Source organism: Erythrobacter sp. WG (genome assembly GCF_026586795.1).
Classification (GTDB): Bacteria; Pseudomonadota; Alphaproteobacteria; order Sphingomonadales; family Sphingomonadaceae; genus Erythrobacter.
On record NZ_JAPFGY010000011.1, the window covers coordinates 43,801 to 62,020 of the forward strand.

At 66.7% G+C, this 18,220-nt stretch carries 15 protein-coding genes; 11 read left to right on the forward strand and 4 right to left on the reverse strand.

What is annotated here, in order from left to right; translation table 11 throughout:
* Nucleotides 1-48: 48 nt before the first annotated feature.
* From puhA to hemA, 7 genes are read left to right on the forward strand one after another with little or no spacing between them, the layout of a single operon-like run.
* A complete protein-coding gene (gene puhA, locus OPU67_RS07540) occupies nt 49-855 on the forward strand; it encodes a photosynthetic reaction center subunit H (protein WP_267618838.1) in 807 nt (268 codons plus the stop codon).
* The gene (puhB, locus tag OPU67_RS07545; protein ID WP_267618840.1) at nt 846-1,619 is read left to right on the forward strand and encodes a photosynthetic complex putative assembly protein PuhB; all 774 of its coding nucleotides are present in this window, start codon (nt 846-848) and stop codon (nt 1,617-1,619) included. The genes puhA and puhB overlap by 10 nt, the downstream gene beginning before the upstream one ends.
* A complete protein-coding gene (puhC, locus tag OPU67_RS07550; RefSeq protein WP_267618842.1) occupies nt 1,616-2,101 on the forward strand; it encodes a photosynthetic complex assembly protein PuhC in 486 nt (161 codons plus the stop codon). Before puhB ends, puhC begins: the two co-directional genes overlap by 4 nt.
* The gene (locus OPU67_RS07555; RefSeq protein ID WP_267618844.1) at nt 2,101-2,403 is read left to right on the forward strand and encodes a hypothetical protein; all 303 of its coding nucleotides are present in this window, start codon (nt 2,101-2,103) and stop codon (nt 2,401-2,403) included. Before puhC ends, OPU67_RS07555 begins: the two co-directional genes overlap by 1 nt.
* Entirely contained in the window at nt 2,400-3,461 is a 1,062-nt protein-coding gene (gene acsF, locus OPU67_RS07560; protein ID WP_267618845.1) for a magnesium-protoporphyrin IX monomethyl ester (oxidative) cyclase, read from the forward strand. The genes OPU67_RS07555 and acsF overlap by 4 nt, the downstream gene beginning before the upstream one ends.
* The gene (puhE, locus tag OPU67_RS07565; protein WP_267618846.1) at nt 3,455-4,255 is read left to right on the forward strand and encodes a putative photosynthetic complex assembly protein PuhE; all 801 of its coding nucleotides are present in this window, start codon (nt 3,455-3,457) and stop codon (nt 4,253-4,255) included. The genes acsF and puhE overlap by 7 nt, the downstream gene beginning before the upstream one ends.
* 23 nt (nt 4,256-4,278) lie before the next feature.
* Nucleotides 4,279-5,499: a 5-aminolevulinate synthase gene (gene hemA / locus OPU67_RS07570; protein ID WP_267618946.1), complete on the forward strand. Its 1,221-nt coding sequence runs from the start codon at nt 4,279-4,281 to the stop codon at nt 5,497-5,499.
* 259 nt (nt 5,500-5,758) lie between these two features.
* On the opposite strand, the gene OPU67_RS07575 is transcribed toward hemA, so the two are convergent.
* From OPU67_RS07575 to OPU67_RS07590, 4 genes are all read right to left on the reverse strand, one after another.
* On the reverse strand, nt 5,759-6,208 hold the full coding sequence (locus OPU67_RS07575; protein ID WP_267618847.1) for a group II truncated hemoglobin: 450 nt from the start codon (nt 6,206-6,208) through the stop codon (nt 5,759-5,761).
* A 456-nt stretch (nt 6,209-6,664) separates the two neighbouring features.
* A complete protein-coding gene (locus OPU67_RS07580) occupies nt 6,665-8,740 on the reverse strand; it encodes a glycoside hydrolase family 97 protein (protein ID WP_267618848.1) in 2,076 nt (691 codons plus the stop codon).
* 28 nt (nt 8,741-8,768) lie between these two features.
* Nucleotides 8,769-10,133: an alpha-amylase family glycosyl hydrolase gene (locus OPU67_RS07585; protein ID WP_267618851.1), complete on the reverse strand. Its 1,365-nt coding sequence runs from the start codon at nt 10,131-10,133 to the stop codon at nt 8,769-8,771.
* Nucleotides 10,133-11,722 (reverse strand): MFS transporter, encoded by a 1,590-nt coding sequence (locus OPU67_RS07590; protein ID WP_267618852.1) that lies wholly within the window; start codon nt 11,720-11,722, stop codon nt 10,133-10,135. The genes OPU67_RS07585 and OPU67_RS07590 overlap by 1 nt, the downstream gene beginning before the upstream one ends.
* A gap of 308 nt (nt 11,723-12,030) precedes the next feature.
* Here OPU67_RS07590 and OPU67_RS07595 point away from each other — a divergent pair, with 308 nt between their 5' ends.
* The 4 genes from OPU67_RS07595 to OPU67_RS07610 are packed head-to-tail and all read left to right on the forward strand — an operon-like array spanning nt 12,031 to nt 18,105.
* Entirely contained in the window at nt 12,031-13,881 is a 1,851-nt protein-coding gene (locus OPU67_RS07595; RefSeq protein ID WP_267618855.1) for an alpha-amylase family glycosyl hydrolase, read from the forward strand.
* Nucleotides 13,881-15,536 carry an alpha-glucosidase gene (locus OPU67_RS07600; protein WP_267618856.1) on the forward strand — a complete coding sequence of 552 codons (1,656 nt, stop codon included), beginning with the start codon at nt 13,881-13,883 and terminating at the stop codon, nt 15,534-15,536. Before OPU67_RS07595 ends, OPU67_RS07600 begins: the two co-directional genes overlap by 1 nt.
* A gap of 8 nt (nt 15,537-15,544) precedes the next feature.
* Nucleotides 15,545-16,582, forward strand: a complete 1,038-nt coding sequence (locus OPU67_RS07605; RefSeq protein WP_267618858.1) for a LacI family DNA-binding transcriptional regulator — start codon at nt 15,545-15,547, stop codon at nt 16,580-16,582.
* A gap of 5 nt (nt 16,583-16,587) precedes the next feature.
* The gene (locus tag OPU67_RS07610; RefSeq protein ID WP_267618859.1) at nt 16,588-18,105 is read left to right on the forward strand and encodes a tryptophan halogenase family protein; all 1,518 of its coding nucleotides are present in this window, start codon (nt 16,588-16,590) and stop codon (nt 18,103-18,105) included.
* The last annotated feature ends 115 nt before the right edge of the window (nt 18,106-18,220 follow it).

Genomic DNA, 18,220 nt, shown 5'->3' on the forward strand with positions numbered 1-18,220 from the left:
TTGCCCGGCTTACGCCTCCGCCGGCCTGTTTCACGAGAGGAAAGTGAAATGAACGCTGCCTATATTGTCGGCACATTCGATGTTGCCGAGCTCGCCTTCCTGCTGTTCCTGGGCTTCTTCATCGCCCTCGTCTTCTACCTCAACCGCGAAAGCCGGCGGGAGGGCTACCCGCTCGAGGACGAGGACACCGGGCGGATCCACCCGATCAAGCTGACCGACGGCGACAAGAAGGTCTTCCAGCTGCCCAACGGCCGCGGCACCTACTGCCCCGAGGACGTCGCCCGCGACGGTCTCGACCTGCCCGCCGTGCCGGCCTTCCGTGCCGCCGGCGCGCCGCTGGTGCCGACCGGCAACCCGATGGTCGACGGCCTCGGGCCGGCCGCCTGGGCCAACCGCGCCAAGTACCCGGACCTCACCTTCGACGGCCGCCCGCGCATCGTGCCGATCGCGCAGAGCCACGAACTGGTGATCGCTCCCAATGACCCGCAACTGGTCGGCTACACGGTGATCGCCGCCGACGGCCAGACCGCCGGGACCGTGACCGACATCTGGGTCGACCAGGCCGAGCACATCATCCGCTATCTCGAGATCGAGACGACCTCGGGCCGCAAGGTGCTCGCGCCGATGATGGTCGCGGTGGTCCACGGCAATGGCCTGCTCGATGCGCTGCTGCCGATCATCGACGAGAAGCCGAAGTTCGTCGAGATCGACGCCATCACCGCCGCCCAGTTCGAGGACGTGCCGGTGGTGGAGACCCCGGGGATCATCACCCGCTACGAGGAAGACCGCATCCAGGCCTATTTCGGCGGCGGCTACATGTATGCGACGCCCGAGAGGTCGGAAGCATGGATCTGATCGATCCCGCCGCCCCGACGGCCGGTGCGGCAGGGGGGGCAGCGCCCCTGGCCGCCGGCTTCGATCACGCCGCGCTCGAGAATGACGGCCCCAAGGCGTTCGGGGACCGTATGGGCACGCCGCAGGCCGACGAGAAGGTGCTCTGGAAGGGGCGCCCCGAGGTCGGCCTGCTCGCCCGCAGCGCCTTCCACGCCCACAAGGCGGGCTTCTACATGGCCGCGCTCACGGTCATCGCGGTGGCGCTGGACAAGCCCGATGCAGCGCTGGTCGCCGGGGGGCTCGGCATCGTGCTCGTCGCCCTGCTCTACTTCCTCGCCTGGCTGAGCGCGCGCACGACGCTCTACATCCTCACCGACACGCGCATCATCATGCGTATCGGCATGGCGATCGAGACGCGGATCAACATTCCGCTCAAACAGGTCGTCGCCGCGCATCTGCGTCCGCGCGCCAAGGGCCACGGCGACATCGCCTTCGAGGTTTCGGGTGAGCGCCTGCTCGGCACCATCCTGCTCTGGCCGCACGTGCGTCCATGGCACTACAAGATGCCGCAGCCGATGCTGCGTGCCGTGCCCGAAGCGGCAACGCTCGCACAGACGATCGCCGAGGCCCGCGCGCGGTTCGGTGCGATCGAGAACAATTTGACGGAGATCAAGGAAGCCGCCCCGGCGAGCGGCCAGACCGTGGCCCAGCCGGCGGCGGCGTCCGGTCGTCTCGTGCCGGTGCGGCCGCTCGGCCAACCGGGTCTGGAGGGAGCCCCCGCATGATCGTTCGGGAGTACGAAGAAGACGAAGTCACCGTCAGCAAGGTGCCGCTGATGCTGGCGGGCGGGATCATCACGATCTCGCTCGCCCTCACGGCAGCGACGCAGGCGGGCTATTTCGGCAAGCAGTCGGTGCCCGCCCAGGCCCGCGCCGAAGCCGGCGTGAAGGTCTCGGCCGAGCGCACCATCCAGTTCTTCGACGAGGAGGACGGCACCGTCCGCGTCGAGGACGGGAAGACGGGCGAGGTCCTGTCGCGCTTCGGGGTGGGCCAGGGCGGCTTCATCCGCGCGACGGTGCGCAACCTTGTCCACCAGCGCCGTATCCGGGACATCGGCCGCGAGGTGCCCTTCACCCTCACCCGCTGGGACAACGACACGCTGACCCTCTCCGACCCCACCACCGGGCGCAGCATCGAAGTCAGCTCCTTCGGACCGGACAACCGCAAGGTCTATGCCGATATGCTGACCGGGCTGGAGAGCCGCTGATGGTGCGCTCGCTCATCTCCGGGGAGTCCTTCGAGCTGCCCTGCACGATCACCGTCGAGCAGAGCCCCGAAGCCTTCCACGCCCATGTCGAACTTGCCGACGAGGTCGATATCCAGCCCGGCGACAAGGTCCGCGTCCACGGCGCGCCGATCCAGATCCCGTTCGGCACCCGCCAGGTGTTCGAGCGCCGCGCCACCGTGACGCGCGCCGGGCCGCTGAAGCGCGCAGCCATCAAGATCGCCGCCTATTTCGACCTCAGCGAACTCTACGAAGTCAGCTTCAATGCTGGGAGGATCAAATGAACGCCTACAAGCCGATGACCAGCGAAGAGGCGATGGCGCTGGCGACGCAGGACACCATCCTCACGCCGCGCTTCTACACCACCGATTACGATGCCCTCGACGCCATCGACGTGAGCCGGGTGCGCTCCGAATGGGACCAGCTGATCGCCGACATGGTGGGCGATCCCAACAAGATGCACTTCCGCCACAACGGCAGCTTCAAGGGCATCATCGAGGGCCTCGAGCCCGCCCTGCGCAAGGAGTTCACCGACTTCCTCGTGAGCTCGATGACGAGCGAGTTCTCGGGCTGCGTGCTCTACGCCGAGATCGCCCGGCGCACGAAGAACCCCGACGTCAAGCAGCTCTTCAAGCTGCTCGCCCGTGACGAGAGCCGCCATGCGGGTTTCATCAACGAGGCGCTGAAGGACGCCGGCATCGGGGTCGACCTCGGCTATCTGACGAAGACCAAGAAATACACCTACTTCAAGCCGAAATTCATCTTCTACGCGGTCTACCTGTCGGAGAAGATCGGCTACGCGCGCTACATCACTATCTTCCGGCACCTCGCGAGGAACCCGCAGTACAAGTTCCACCCGATCTTCGACTGGTTCGAGGAGTGGTGCAACGACGAGTTCCGCCACGGCGAGGCCTTCGCCATGCTGCTGCGCGCCGACCCCAAGCTGCTGCAAGGCATGAACAAGCTGTGGGTGCGCTTCTTCCTGCTGTCGGTCTACGCGACGATGTATGTGCGCGATCACAACCGCCCGGTGTTCCACGCGGCGTTGGGCGTCGATCCGACCGAGTACGACTACAAGGTCTTCGCGATCACCAACCAGATCGCCCGGCAGGTCTTCCCGGTCGAGCTCGACATCGACAGCCCTGTGTTCCGCCGCCAGATGGAGAACCTGCGCCTCGCCGCCGCGCGGATCGAGGAAGGCAAGGAACAGGGCGGCCTCGGCGGCCTCGTCAAGCGCGTGACCGGCGCGGCGGGCGCGGGCCTTGCGTTTGCCCGGATGTATCTCCAGCGCCCCCGCGCCAATGCCTTGCCCGGCTCGATCAGGCTGCAGCCCGCATGGTGAGCTGGTCCGGTCATGTCGTGCCGTTCATCGTGACGGTGGCGATCTGGTTCGTCGCGACCGGGCTCATCGCCTGGGCCGACAACCGCGAGCGCGCCACATTCTCGAGAAGCATGATGATCGGCTCGGTCGCCGGCATCCTCGGGCTGGTGGTGATCCTCGGCGCCTCGCTGTCCGCCGAGGTGTGGGCGGTCTACCTCGGCTTTATCGGCGCGCTGATGGTGTGGGGCTGGCATGAACTCAGCTTCCTCACCGGCGCGACCGCCGGACCGCGCCGGGGGCCTGCCGACCCCGGCGTGACCGGGCTTGCGCGCTTCCGCCAGGCCGCCTCGACGCTGATGCACCACGAGGTCGCGCTCGCGGTCACCGCGCTGCTGCTGATCTCGCTGTCGTGGGACGTGCCCAACCAGATCGGGGCGACGGTGTTCGTGCTGATGTTCGCAATGCGGCTGATCTCCAAGATCAACCTCTTCGTGGGCGTGCCCAACACGACCTCGGAGATGCTTCCCGAGCACCTCGCCTACCTAAAGTCCTATTTCGGTCCCAACCGCATGACCCTACTTCTGGGGCTGTCGGTGGCGGCCATCGCCGGGGCGACGGCGTGGTTCGCCTCGATGGCTCTCGCCGCACCCGCCGGCAGTGCGCAGATGGTGGGGGCAAGCCTGCTGACCACGCTCGCCTTCCTCGGCGTGCTCGAGCACCTGTTTCTCGCCCTCCCGTTCCGCGACGGGATGCTGTGGGGCTGGGCGATTGCCGGCCGCCAGCAGGGCGCGTCGCAACGGAACACCCATTCATGACGAACGACACCAAGGGAACGCGCATGGACTTCGAAGCCTTCTTCGCCGGCGAGCTCGACACCGTGCGCGCCGATGGCCGCTACCGGGTGTTCACCGACATCAAGCGCCACCGCGGCCGTTTCCCTCAGGCGACCCGCTTCCTCGCGGAGGAGACGCAGGCCGTCACCGTGTGGTGCTCGAACGACTACCTCGGCATGGGCCAGCACCCCGCGGTGCTCGAGGCGATGCATGAGTGCCTCGACGAATGCGGCGCGGGCGCCGGGGGCACTCGCAACATCTCGGGCACCAACCACTACCACGTCGAGCTGGAGCGCGAGCTTGCCGACCTTCACGGGAAGGAAGCCGCGCTGCTGTTCACCTCAGGCTATGTCTCGAACTGGGCGGGCCTCGGCACCCTCGCGGGCCGCATCCCGGGCTGCGTCGTCTTCTCCGACGCGCTCAACCACGCCTCGATGATCGAGGGGATCCGCTACTCGCGGGCTCCTTACAAGATCTGGCGGCACAACGACGTCGCGCACCTCGACGAGCTGCTCAGCCAATACGGCCCCGAGGTGCCCAAGCTGGTCGCCTTCGAGAGCGTCTACTCGATGGACGGCGACATTGCCCCGATCGCCGAGATCCTCGACGTGTGCGAAAAGCACGGCGCGATGAGCTATATCGACGAGGTCCATGCGGTCGGCCTCTACGGCCCGCGCGGCGGCGGGATTGCCGAACGCGAAGGTCTGATGGACCGCATCACCGTGATCGAAGGCACCCTCGGCAAGGCCTTCGGGGTGATGGGCGGCTACATCGCCGCCTCGGCCAACCTCGTCGATTTCGTGCGCAGCTTCGCCAGCGGGTTCATCTTCTCGACCGCCTTGCCCCCCGCCATCGCGGCCGGGGCGGCAGCGAGCATCCGCCACCTGAAGACATCGAGTGCGGAGCGCGAGCTTCAGCAGGAGCGCGTTGCGCAGGTGCGCCGCAAGCTCGACCTGATGGGCATCCCGCACCTCGACAATCCGAGTCACATCATCCCGGTGATGGTCGGCGACGCCAGGAAGTGCAAGATGATCAGCGACTGGCTGATTGACAACCACGGCATCTACGTGCAGCCGATCAACTACCCGACCGTCCCCGTCGGCACGGAACGCCTGCGCGTCACGCCCTCGCCGGTGCATTCGGATGGCGACATCGACCGGCTGATCAAGGCGCTGTCCGAGATCTGGTCGCATTGCGAACTGGCGCGAATGGAAAAGGCCGCCTGATTCTTACCGACTGACGAGATTACCGGCTCTCCCTTGGACGGGAGTGAGGGCGGTCGCCTTTGGGGGAAGGCGGCCGCCCTCTTTGTGTTGGGGGGGCGGCTTTTGAGTGATGGCGATCGAGGAGCGAATGGCGGCAAGTGGGTGGATTGCCGTCCGGCAGCTTTCAAGATCTCGTGGGGTGGCAGCGGATGACGTAGAAAGGGTGAAGGGCAGATTGTCTGGTATTGGTTTGTGAAACGCCGATAGCAGCCGTGGTAAACTAGTGCTGGAGCCCGTCCCACGACCATTGCGGTATTGAGAGCCCTGAAGGAACGTCATCACGGGACTTGTGATAGCGAGCCATTGGGCCGTCAGTCGCCCAAGCGAAATAGTCGTGCAGCACATTCCAAAGAACGGGCTCGGCATCGAGACCGACATCGGTTAGCGCTAGATCAAAGCAAGCAATGGCTCGCCTATCCATCTCGGAATGCTCGCCATTGCCGCTATGCATCCTTACAACGCTTGTTTCGTCACCATAGCGTTCTGAATAAGTGGTTGGGCCGCCTAAAGCCTCAGCCCAATAGGCGGCAAGGCGCTCGACGTGGTCTGTTCGGTACCCATGGCTGAATGCGTGAGCAACGACGTGGTCAGCCAAAACTCTATGATGCCAGGCCTCGGCCAAACGGAGAATGCCGTCATAGCCGCCCGCTGCTTCGAAGACACTCATCATGTGTGTGACAACTCCGCACGCGCATCATTCTATGGCAGCCTTTGTCGAATGAAAACACCTCAGATCCGACTGCAACGGGGTCGTTTCCCGAATGTCTGCTTTCGTCTGCGAGTTGGCTCAAGCTGCCGTTCGCTTCTTCGGTACCCCGGATTTGTTCCGGAGCCCCGCTGCCTTTCGGCGCGGATGGTGAAAAGGAAAGCGGGGTCCCGGGTCACGCCCGGGAAGACGAGGCGTCCAGCCGATTTTCCTGCACACCCGTCAGCCGCTACGATGCGCTCCGGCTCTTTCCCATCGTTGTGCCCGGCCTGCGAGGCCGTTTGTGATCCGGGGCGCGAAACAAGCCCCCGCTCCCATGTCCCTCCGCTCGTGCGGAACGGACGTTAATCATTGTGAATGTGGTTGAAAAACCGAAGGGACAAAGCGGACGCGGTGTCCGCTTTGTCCGCTTGTCCGCCCTCACTTCACCGGAATGAACCGCACCGCGACCCCGCCCGATGCCGCAAGATGCACCGCGAAGGTATCGCCGCCGGTGACGACCTTTTCCTCGATCACGATGTCATAGGGGTTGTAATCCCAATGCGCGTGCGGGCCGTCGCGGTACACTTGCGCGCGGTATTTCTTGCCCGGTTCGAGGAAGGAGAGCGCCAGCGATACATCGCGCGGGTTCTCGTCGGTCAGCGCGCCGAGGAACCATTCTTTGGACTTCCTCCCTTGCCGCGCCATCGCCACCCACTGGCCGACTTCGCCGTCCAAGGCGACCGACTGCTCCCAGTCGGCTTCCACGTCCTTGATGAACTGGAAGGCGTCCATCCGCTTCTCGTAGTTCTCGGGAAGATCGGCTGCCATCTGGAGCGGGGAGTAGATCGTCACATAGGTCGCAAGCTGCTTGGCGAGCGTCGTCTGCGGGCGGTTCTTCGGGTCGCCGCGCGGCATATCGGGGCGGACCGGCGGGCGCTCGTTGGGCCTGAGGTCGAAGATGCCCGGCGTGTAGTCGAATGGTCCGGCCAGCAGCGCGGTGAAGGACAGCATCGCCTCATGGCTCGGCGGGTTGGGCGGCGTACCCCAGGCGTTGAACTCCATGCCCCGCGCGCCTTCGCGGCTCATCCAGTTGGGGTAGGTGCGGCGCAGGCCCGTGTCCTTGACCGGCTCGTGGGTGTCCATGGCGATCTGGCGCTCGGCGGCGGCCTTGATCACCGTCATGTGGTGATCGATCATCCGCTGGCTGTCGTAGTATTCGTAGTGGCGGATGCCCTTGTCATCCACCCACACCGCATCGCCCGCGTCAGAAACATAGCCGGTCTTGACGTAGTGCGAACCGATCTTGCGCACGAGGTCGAGCCCGGCTTCGAGCTGCTTTTCGTAATTGGTGAGGTTGGCCGAAGTCTCGTGGTGGACGATCAGCTGCACGCCCTTCTTCGCGGCGTATTTGCTGAGGCCCTCGATGTCGTAATCGGGATAGGCTTCGGTGAAGCTGAAGACATCGCCATTGTTGAACCAATCGCCGTCCCAGCCCTTGTTCCAGCCTTCGACGAGGACGCCCGAGAAGCCGTGCTTCGCCGCGAAGTCGATGTAGCGCCTGGTCTCTTCGGTGGTGGCGCCGTGGAACTTGTTGCTCGCCCAGGTGCGGTCGTTGATGTGCATCGCCCACCAGATGCCGATGTATTTGCCGGGCTTGGCCCAGGAGACGTCGCCAAGCTTGTTGGGCTCGTTGAGGTTGAGGATGATGTCGGAATTGATGAGGCCCACTGCCTTGTCGGCGATCTGGATCGTGCGCCAGGGGGAGTGGAAGGGCGCCTTCGTCTTGACCTTCGGCCCGCCCGCCCAGTTGCGCAGGTTCGCCTGGAAATTGCCGGGGCGCAGCTGGTCCAGCGACATCGAGGAATAGTTGGTCAGCGCCGCCTCGTGGATCGCCATGTAGGTGCCATTGGGGGTGCGGAAGGTCGAAGGCGTGTGCGCATCGTCGACCTGCCCCGCCGGGGCGATGCGGTAGATATATTCGTTGCGATTGAACTCGTCGGACGGGGTGTACCACATGGTGGTCTTCTCCCCGACGCCGAACTGGGTCAGCTCCTCGACGATGGCGATGTCGCCTTGCAGCGCGGGCTGTTCCGTCAGCTCGTAGCGGAAGCCGATGCCGGTGTCGAAGGCGCGGAAGCGGACGGTGATGTCACGCGCGGGGCCATCTGTTGCGGTGCGGAAGGTCACGGCAAGCTCGTTGTGCTGGTCGCGCACCAGACGGCGCTCGCCCCAGGGCTGCTCCCAGGTGGTGTCGCTGCTGGCGCGGGTGGAGCCGGTGATGGCCATGCCGCGTTCGAAGCCGTGGTGTTCGGCGAAGAGCATGCCCAGCAGCGAGGGGGCGATCACCTGATCGCCCTTGTAGCTGACGGCATAGGTCGCGCGGCCGCCGTCATCGGCGACGGTGACGGCGATCTGCCCGTCGGGCGAGGCGAGCGTGAGGCTTTCGGCGGTGGCAGGGGCCGCTGCCCACGCGATTGCCGCAAGTGCCACGAGGGATTTCCAGTGCTTCGTCATGCGTCCTCTCCCGCGCCCTGTCGGCGCCTCACTTGGTCTCGGTGTAGATGCGGTAGCCCCATGCGGGCAGATCGAGGCTCTCGTCCCCAGCGAAGCGCACGGGCGCGCCGGTCAGGGCGTCGGTGTAGCTGCCGTGGTGCCGGGCGTGCTCGAAGGTCACCGCGTGCGGGCGGGGCGAAAGGTTGAAGACCGAGAAGACCCGCGCCCCCTTCTCCCCGCGCGTGAAGGCATAGACGTCGGCGCTCTGGCTGGTGGGCACTTCGATCATCGCCGCCCCGAAGCGCCCGTTGTGGAGCGCCGCTTGCGCGGTCTTCAAGGCGATCAGCCTGCGGAAGAGGTCGTCGTAGCGGCCCTCCTTCCACGCGATCGGGTCGCGTTCGAAGAACTTCAGCTGGCGGTCGTTGTCGGCTTCCTGCCCATTATAGATCAGCGGCAGGCCGGAGCCCACGAAGGAGAGCGCGATCGCCGCCTCGTAGGCCGGACCGTAAATCTCCGCCGCCACCCCGTCCCACGAATTCTGGTCGTGGTTCTCGGTATAGACCATGCGCATTGCCGCGCGCGGCCAGGTTTCGGACTGGCCCGCATAGTAGCCGCGGATCGGCCCCGCGCCCTCACCGCTTTTGACAAGGCGCTGCATCGCCTCCTTCCAGCCCCAGCCATAGGTCGCATCGAAGGCGTGGGCGTGGAGATCGCGCTGCTCCCATTCGGCGAGCGTGAAGACGGGCCTCAGCTTGTCGAGCTCGGCCCGGGCGGTCTCCCAGAAGTCGGTCGGGACATAGCCCGCGACGTCGCAGCGGAAGCCGTCGATGCCGTATTCGCGCACCCAGTAGGCGAGGCTTTCCGTCATGTAGCGCCTGAGGCCGGGCTGCGAATAGTCGAAGTCCGCGACGTCCGACCAGTCGGTACCCTGCGGGCTCATCAGCGCGCCTTCGGGGGTGCGGGTGTACCATTCGGGGTGGCTCACCGTCAGAGGGTTGTCATGGGCCGAATGGTTGGCGACCCAGTCGAGGATCACCTTCAGCCCCAGCCGGTGCGCCTCGTCGACGAAGGCCCTGAACTCCGCCTCGGTGCCCAGCTCCGGATTGACCGCGCGGTAGTCGCGCACCGCGTAGGGGCTGCCCAGCGAGCCCTTGCGGTTCGCCTCGCCGATCGGGTGGATCGGCATGAGCCACACGATGTCGACCCCCATCGCGGCTAGCCTCGGCAGCTGCTTCTGCGCGGCCCTGAAGGTGCCCTCGGGGGTGAATTGGCGGGTGTTGAGCTGGTAGAGCACCGCGTCGCGGGTCCAGCCGGCGTTGCGGACCTCGACAATGTCGCGCGGGGTGTAGCCGGGCGCGGCCAGCGCGGGGGCGGCGGCGCAGGCGCTCGCCAGCAGCGCAAGGGCGAGTCGCATCACGCCGCCTCCGTCCGCAGGTCCGGCGCACCGGCCCGGTCGCCATCGGCCACGAACAGCGTCGCCACCGCCGCCAGCACGAAGCTCACCGCCGCGATCAGCATCGCGTAGATCGCCTCGCCGCCGAACAGGTTGCTGACGAGGAAGCCGAGCAGCGTCGCCGCGAGCAGCTGCGGCACGACGATGAAGATGTTGAAGACGCCCATGTAGATGCCCATCTTGTCGGGCGGGACGCAGCCCGCGAGGATCGCGTAGGGCAGCGAGACGATCGAGGCCCAGGCGATGCCGAGGCCGATCTGCGGGATCCACAAGAGCGCCGGATCGCGGATCAGCAGCACCGCGCCGAAGCCCGCCGCGCCGAGGGTGAGGTTGATCGCGTGGAGCCGGCAGCGGTCGATCTTCGCGGCGACCAGCACGAAGCCTAAGGAGGCGGCGGCGGCGAGGCCGTTGCGCACCGATCCCATCAGGCTCCACCAGTCCGCCCCGTCCTGATAGGCGCGGCCCACCGTGTCGGTCGCGCCGAAGTGGTATGCGGTCACCCCCGGCGTCCCGTAGATCCACAGCGCGAACATCGCGAACCAGCTGAAGAACTGCACCACGGCCAGCTGACGCATCGTGCGCGGCATGGCGAAGAGGTCGGTGACCACCTCCATGAAGCCGCTGCGCTCGCGGCCCTGTCCGCGCAGCACGCCCGCGATCAGCTGGATGACCCCGAACCCGGCGACCAGCGCGGCGAGAACGTAGAGGTCCTTGGCGACCTCGATCGTGCCGAGGAAGGCGGGGCGCGCCTCGCCGCGGGCGAGGAACACCAGCGCGGCGATGATCGCGCCGCCGAAAACCCACACGATGCCGCCGCGCGTGAATTGCGCCGCGCTGCGCTGCACCACGCGGCGCGCCGCGGCGCCCGCTTCGCTGCGCTGGGCCGCAAACCGGGCGAGTTCATCGGGCGAATACTCGCGGGTGGTGAAGACCGTCCACGCCACCGCCCCCAGCAGCGCCGCGCCGCCGATGTAGAAGGACCAGTGCACCGTCTCGGGGATCAGCCCCTCGGGTGCGGTGTTGCTGAGGCCCAGCCAGTTGGTCATCACCCATGGCAGCGCCCCTGCGAGGACCGCTCCGGTGCCGATAAAGAAGCTCTGCATGGCATAGCCCATCGTCCGCTGGCGATCGGGCAGGTTGTCGCCAACGAAGGCGCGGAACGGCTCCATGGTGATGTTGAGCGAAGCGTCCATCACCCACAGCATCCCCGCCGCGACCCACAGCGCCGGCGCATTGGGCATGACGAACAGCGCGAGGCTCGCCAGCAGCGCACCGATCAGGAAATAGGGACGACGCCGACCGACGAGGCCGCCAATTCCGATCCACGTCTTGTCCGAAAGATGGCCGATGATCGGCTGCACGATCAGTCCGGTCATCGGTGCGGCGATCCACAGAATGGCAAGTTCGCCGACATCGGCGCCCAGCGTCTGGAAGATGCGGCTGACATTGCCGTTCTGAAGTTCGAAGCCGATCTGGATCCCGAGGAACCCGAAACTCATGTTCCAGATCTGGCCTGCGCTCAGCGCGGGCTTGTGGCCGCCTTGGGTCATGTCGTCACCGTCCTCTCCCGCCGCGGGCCCGGCGGGCGTGACGCGGCCAGCGCCAAGGCCTATGCTGCCCGGGTCTGACGCCCGGTGCGGCCATGCGTGCTGTCCAAATCAGTCTGAACGTCCTGCAAAAATTTGCAAGAACCTTTGCCCGGCAGCATGAGAAATTTTCCCTCGGAGACGCACACTGGGATAACTATGCTCTGTATATTAAGGGCTTGATGCTGGCCAACACCACCCGATCGCGCTTCCACAAAGATTTGCAAAGTTCTTCGCTTGCTGTCAGAACCAATGGCAGAGGGAGTTGGGTCATGACGCGAATCTTCGTGAGGCTGGCGGCTGCGCTGGGCGCGGCGACGGCGATGTCGGCAGCGCCCTGCGCGGGGCAGGCGCAGGGCGTCCGGGTCTCGCCCGCGCCGATCGCAGAGCGCCAGCTGGAAGACGAGGTGATCTACTTCGTCCTGCCCGACCGCTTCGAGAACGGCGAGCCGAAGAACGACAAGGGCGGCATCAAGGGCGGCCCGCTCCAGCACGGCTTCGATCCCGCGCGCAAGGGCTTCTACCACGGCGGCGACCTCAAGGGGCTGACCGCGAGGCTCGACTACATCCAGGGCATGGGCGTCACCGCGATCTGGTTCGCGCCGATCTTCAAGAACAAGCCCGTGCAAGGGCGACCCGGCGAGGAGAGCGCGGGCTATCACGGCTACTGGGTGACCGATTTCACCAGCGTCGATCCGCATTTCGGCACCAATGCCGAATTCAAGGCCTTCGTCGATGCCGCCCACGCCCGGGGGATGAAGGTCTACATGGACATCATCACCAACCATACCGCCGACGTGATCGACTATGCCGAAGGCGAGGCCAACGGCTACCGCTACCGCAGCAAGGGCGAATATCCCTTCTCGCGCCGCGGCGGGCCGGGGGGCGAAGCCATCAACGAGGGCTTCGCGGGCGACGACAACCCCGATCTCGCCAACTGGGTGAAGCTCACCGATCCCGCCTTCGCCTACACCCCGGTCGTCCCCGAGGCCGAGCGCAACATCAAGGTGCCCGCGTGGCTCAATGACGTCACGCTCTATCACAACCGCGGCAACTCGCACTGGATCGGCGAGAGCTCGGTCTACGGCGATTTCTCCGGCCTCGACGACCTCGCGACCGAGAACCCGCGGGTGGTTCAGGGCATGATCGACATCTTCGGCCAGTGGATCGACGAATACGGCATCGACGGCTTCCGCATCGACACGGCCAAGCACGTGAACCCCGAATTCTGGCAGGCTTTCGTCCCCGCCATGCTGAAGCGCGCCGAGGCGAATGGCATCGGCCACTTCCACATCTTCGGCGAGATCGCCTACGAGGAGCCGACCGCCACCCTCGCCGCGCAGGTCATGGCCGACAGCCGCCTGCCCTACGCGCTCGACATGGGCTTCGCCAAGGCCGCGCAGATGGTCGCGAGCGGCAAGAGCCCGCCGCGCCTCATGGCCGAGTTCCTTGCCCAGGACGCGATCTATCCCGGCGGCGCGAAGACCGCGCTCGGCCTGCCGACCTTCCTCGGCAACCACGATTTCGGCCGCTTCGCGATGTTCGTGCGCGACATGAGCGGGTCGGACGCGCCCGACACGCTCCTTGCCCGGGTGAAGCTCGGCCATGCGCTGATGTTGCTGCTGCGCGGCGTACCGACCGTCTATTACGGGGACGAGCAGGGCTTCATCTCCGACGGCAACGATCAGCTCGCCCGCGAGGATATGTTCGCCAGCAAGGTCTCGGTCTACAACGACAACCGGCTGGTCGGCACGAGCGCGACGACCGCACAGAGCAACTTCGACGCCGCCCACCCGCTCTATCGGCTGATCGGCGAGCTCGCGCAGGCGCGCACCGCCAGCCCGGCGCTGCGCCGGGGGCTCAGCACCGTGCGCGCCTTCGAGGAAGCCGCACCCGGGCTCCTCGCCGTCGAGCGTCACGATCCCGCCTCGGGACAGCGCGTGCTGGTGCTGTTCAACACCGGCGAGACCCCGCTTTCGCGCAGCGTAGAGGTCAGCTACGGCGCGCGCCGGGTGACGCCGCTCGTCGGGCCCTGCCGCGCCGCGCTGGCCGCGCCGGGCGCGCTCGCGGTCACGCTGCCCGCCTTCGGCTTTGCCGCCTGCCTTCTGGAGAGTGACGACTGATGGCATCCGCCCAGACCTTCCCGGGCCCCCATGCCGACACCGCCAGCGCGCTCGCCTGGTGGCGCGGCGCGGTCATCTACCAGATCTATCCGCGCAGCTTCGCCGACACCAATGCTGACGGGATCGGCGACCTTGCCGGCATCGCCGAGCGGCTCGACTACATCGCCGACCTCGGCGTCGACGGCATCTGGATCAGCCCCTTCTTCACCTCGCCGATGAAGGATTTCGGCTACGACGTCGCCGACTATTGCGGGATCGACCCCAGCTTCGGCACCTTCGCCGATTTCGACCGGGTGGTGGAAAAGGCCCACGCGCTCGGCCTCAAGGTGATCATCGACCAGGTCTATTCGCACACGTCGGACGAACACGCGTGGTTCCAGGAGAGCCGGCAAGACCGCACCAACCCCAAGGCCGACTGGTACGTGTGGGCCGATCCCAAGCCCTGCGGCTCGCCGCCGTCCAACTGGCAATCGGTGTTCGGCGGCTCGGCATGGCAGTGGGACGGCCCCCGCAAGCAGTACTACCTCCACAACTTCCTGACCTCGCAGCCCGATCTCAATGTCCACAACGTCGAGGTGCAGGACGCGCTGCTGGACGTCGCCCGTTTCTGGCTGGCGCGCGGAGTGGACGGGTTCCGCTTGGATGCGCTGAACTTCTCGATGCACGATCCCGATCTGCGCGACAATCCGCCCTCGGGCCTGCCGATGAGCCAAGTCACCCGGCCCTTCGATATGCAGATCAAGCGCTACAACCAGTCGCACCCGGACATCGTCGGCTTTCTCGAACGGATCCGCGCGACGATCGAAGAATTCCCCGGCCGCTTCACCGTCGCCGAAGTGGGCGGGCCGGAGCCGCTGGCCGAGATGAAGGCCTTCACGCAAGGCGGCAAGCGGCTCGACAGCGCCTATAACTTCGACTTCCTCTACGCGCCCCGCCTCACCGCCCCGCTGGTGCGCGCCTCGCTCCAGCAATGGAGCGGCGAGGAAGGCGAGGGCTGGCCGTCCTGGGCCTTCTCGAACCACGACGCCCCGCGCGCCGTCACGCGCTGGACGCTGGACGGCGATATGGCGCGCGCGGCGCGGCTGAACCTGCTGCTGCTGCTGAGCCTCAGGGGCAACCCGATCATCTATCAGGGCGAGGAACTGGGCCTGCCGCAGGGCGAGGTCGCCTTCGAGGACCTGCTCGATCCCGAAGCGATCGCCAACTGGCCGCACACCCTGGGCCGTGACGGGGCGCGCACGCCGATGCCCTGGGCGGCCGATGCCCCGCAGGCCGGCTTCTCGAGCGCCAATCGCACCTGGCTGAAGCGCGATCCGGCCCATGCCGGCTTCGCCGTCGACCGGCAGGCGGCCGATCCGGGCTCGACCCTCGCCTATGCCCGGTCGATCCTGCGCCTGCGCCGCGATCACCCGGCGCTCGTCCGGGGCGACATCGCCATTCTCGACACGCCCGAGGACATCCTCGCCTTCCTGCGCCGTGACGCGGCGGGCGATGTGCTGTGCGTCTTCAACCTCGGCGAGGCGCTCAGCCACTGGACCCCGCCCACGGAGTGCGGCAAGGCCCGAGTGATCGCCACGCACGACGCTGTGGGAGACGGCAATGTACCCGAAGCGCTCGCGCCAAGGACTGGCTACTGGGCGATACTGGGAGACTGACACACCGCATGGCCGATCGCCCGCCCCCCTCACCTGCCGCGCGGCGCAGCGCCACGCTGGAGGATATCGCGCGCGAGGCGGGGGTGTCGATCTCGACCGTCAGCCGGGCGCTGAACGACAGCCCCTCGGTCAAGCGGCGGACCAAGCAGCAGATCTGGCAGATCGCCCGCGCCCATGACTACGAGTTCCGCGCCTCGATGCCGAGCGGCCCGATCGGGGCCGACGCAACCATCGCGGTGGTCGTCCCCGCCCCGCAGGCGCGCGACAGCCGGGTGTCGGACCCATTCTTCCTCGAGCTTCTCGCCGGCATCGCCGAAGCCGCGCGCGAGCGCAACGCCGACCTTCTCGTCAGCCATCTCTCCCCCCGCGCCGGGGGCGACCTCGACTACGCGATGAGCACCAGCCGTGCGACCGGCGTGATCTTCATCGGCCAGTCCTCGCTCCACCACGAGTTCAACGCCCTCGCCGCCCACGACGATCGCTTCGTGGTGTGGGGCGCGGAGTTCCCCGACGCGCAGTATTGCGTGATCGGCTCGGACAACCTTGCCGGCGGCAGGCGGGCAACGGCGCACCTCGCGCGGCTCGGGCGGCGGCGCATCCTGTTCCTCGGCGACAGCGAGGCGCCCGAGGCCGAACAGCGCCTGCGCGGTTATCGCCAGGCGCTCGATCAGGCCGGGCTCCCGTTCGACGAAAGCCTTGTTTTACCCGCCCATTTCGAAGTCCACTCGGCCGAGGCCGCAGTGCGCAGCGCGGTGGCGGGGGGCCTGCGGTTCGATGCGATCTTCGCCGCATCCGACCTCATCGCGATAGGCGCAATCCGGGCGCTGACCCGCTCCGGCCTGCGGGTGCCGGAGGACGTCTCGGTAGTGGGCTACGACAACATCCCCGCCGCGCGGCTGGTGACGCCGCAGCTCACCACGATCGATCAGGACGCGAACCTTGCCGGGCGGATGCTGGTCTCCAAGCTGATCGACAAGGGCGATGGCCCGGCGATTTCGGAGCGGCTCGAGACCAGCCTGCTGATCCGCGAAAGCTGCGGGGGGTAATCACGATGCGCGAAGCCAGGCCGCTGAAATCCATCGTCATTGTCGGCGGCGGCAGCGCCGGGTGGATGGCGGCGGCAGCGCTTGCCGAGGCAGTGGGAGGGGCCTGCGCGATCACTCTCGTCGAGAGCGAGGCGATCGGCACGGTCGGCGTCGGCGAGGCGACCATCCCGCCGATCCGCCACTTCAACCAGCGTCTCGGCATCGACGAGGCGACCTTCGTGCGCGAGACGCAAGGCTCCTACAAGCTCGGCATCCAGTTCGTCGACTGGGGCCGCAAGGGGCACAGCTATTTCCACCCCTTCGGCCAGTATGGTGCTGAATTCGATAGCGTTCCTTTCTACCACCACTGGATGCGCGAGAGCCTGGCGGGGCGCATCCAAGGCCCGATCGACGACTTCTCGATGTGCTGGGCGCTGGCGAAGGCGGGCAAGTTCGCCCACCCTTCACCCGACCGGCGCCTGATCCAGTCGACCTTCGACTATGCCTATCACTTCGACGCCGGGCTCTATGCCGCGTTCCTGCGGCGCTATGCCGAGGCGCGGGGCGTCACCCGCAAGGAAGGCAAGGTCGTCGACGTCACCCTGCGCGGCGAGGACGGCTTCATCGCGGCCGTGACGCTCGACGACGGCACCCGCATCGCGGGCGAATTCTTCATCGATTGCAGCGGCTTCCGCGGGCTTCTTATCGAGGAAGCGCTGCACGCAGGCTACGACAACTGGCAAGCCTGGCTCCCCTGCGACCGCGCGGTGGCGGTCCCTTGCGAGCGCGGCGAATTCACGCCCTACACGCGTTCGACCGCGCGCGAGGCCGGGTGGCAGTGGCGCATTCCGCTCCAACACCGCACCGGCAACGGATATGTCCATTGTTCCCAGTTCCTTGGCGAGGACGAGGCCGCAGCGACCCTGCTCGCCCATCTCGACGGCAAGCCGCTGGCGGACCCGCGCACGCTGCGGTTCGTCACCGGCAAGCGAGCCAAGTTCTGGGAGCGGAACTGCGTCGCCATCGGCCTGTCGGCAGGCTTCATGGAGCCGCTCGAATCGACCAGCCTCCACCTCATCCAGTATGGCATCCTGCGGCTGATCGCCCTGCTCCCCGACGCCGCCATGTCGCCCCTGCTGGCGCGGGAATATAATGCCCAGACGTCAAGGGAATACGAGCTGATCCGGGACTTCCTGATCCTCCATTACAAGGCCACCGAAAGGGACGATTCCGAGCTCTGGCGCTATTGCGCAGCGATGCCGATCCCCGACAGCCTCGCCTACAAGATCGACCATTTTCGCGAGCAAGGGATGCTGGTGGCAGACCCTCAGGAGCTGTTCGCCAACCCCAGCTGGATCGCGGTCTATCTCGGCCAGGGAATCCTACCCGAACGCGCGCCTGCGCTGGCGGCGATGCGCCCCGGGGTGCCGGTCGCGCAGCGGCTCCAACAGATCCGGCAGGCGATGGACGAGGCGGTGGCGGGGGCGCCGACCCATGGGGAATTCGTCGCCCGGCATTGCGCCGCGCCGCCCATCGCGGCCTGATTGTTTCACGTGAAACAGCGCCCGGACCGCCCGCTAGCGGGGGTCTGGATGCGACCAAACCGAGGCTAGGCCGGGGCTGGACCCGGGCGAAGCCCCGCGTTGCGCGCGCAAGCAC